Origin of the sequence: Photobacterium pectinilyticum (assembly GCF_024357955.1) — a bacterium.
GTDB classification, from domain to species: Bacteria; Pseudomonadota; Gammaproteobacteria; order Enterobacterales; family Vibrionaceae; genus Photobacterium; species Photobacterium pectinilyticum.
Window position 1 is genome coordinate 1 of sequence record NZ_JANEYT010000184.1, and the last position, 1236, is coordinate 1236.

Annotated in this window: 1 protein-coding gene; it reads left to right on the plus strand. The window is 56.3% G+C overall.

Annotated features, from left to right (window positions below; translation table 11 throughout):
• On the plus strand, nt 1–1215 hold a 1215-nt coding region (tnpC, locus tag NHN17_RS25780), incomplete at its 5' end, for an IS66 family transposase (protein WP_255045527.1).
• Nucleotides 1216–1236: the final 21 nt, after the last annotated feature.

Here is a 1236-nt window from a genome sequence, read left to right on the forward strand (position 1 = left end):
GATTTACCGGAGGATGCAAAAACCTGCCCTTGTTGCCAGGGTGAGCTGCATGCCATCGGTGTCGAAACGTCCGAGCAGCTCGAAATCATCCCCAAGCAAGTGAAAGTCCTGCGTCATGAGCGCAAAAAATACGCTTGCCGTCATTGCGAAAACCACGGCGAAGGCAGCAAAATCATCACCGCTTCAATGCCCCGGCAACCGCTTCCCGGCAGTATCGCCACGGCGGGCACGCTTGCAACCGTGGCCGTCAGCAAATATGCCGACGGCCTGCCGCTGTACCGTATCGAAAAAGAGCTGGCGCGTGTCGGGGTTGATATCCAGCGAACCACCCTGGCGAGCTGGATGATAAAGACGGCCGAACTGCTTTCGCCTGTGTACCGAGCTATGAAGGAAACCCTGTTAAAAGAGACGGTTATCCACGGTGACGAAACGACACTTCAAGTCTTGAAGGAGTCCGGCAAGAAAGCCCAAAGTAAATCTTACCTCTGGGCCTACGCCGGCCACGAACAGAGTACAACGCCGGTGGTGTTGTTCGAATACCAACCGGGCCGGGGGCATGCTTACCCCAAAGCCTTCCTCGACGGCTATACCGGCACAATCATGACCGATGGCTACTCGGCCTGGCGGATGCTGGAGAAGGTGACGCACCTCGGGTGTTGGGCTCATGCCCGGCGCAAGTTCAAGGACGCGCTCGACCTGAGCCCGAAAAAAGCAGGACAGGCCAAACAGGCGCTGAGCTATATCCAGAAGCTGTATGCCATCGAAAAGAAAGCCCAGTCCTTGTCGGCGGCAGAAAGGTATACGCTAAGGGAAAAAGGAAGTATCCCGATCCTGGCGTCCTTCCATGGCTGGCTGGATAAGGCGGCAGCGAAACTGCTTCCTCAGAGCCCGATGGGGAAAGCGGTCAGTTATGCGCTCAAACAATGGCCTTACCTTGAAAGGTATGTCGAGGATGGCGATTACCCGATAGACAACAACCGAGTCGAGCGGGAAATCCGTCCGGTTGCTACCGGGCGAAAGGCCTGGCTGTTCGCAGATACGCCAAGCGGGGCGAATGCCAGTGCCGTCCTGTTCAGTATTATGCTCAGCTGTCGCGCGAACGGCGTTGAGCCCTATGCCTATCTGCGCCATGTCCTGACAGAACTTCCACAACGAGAAGCGGGCTGTGATATCAGCGATCTGCTGCCCTATAGCAAAGGGCCCTTCAATAGCTAGGTGGGTAGAATTACCCGCTTA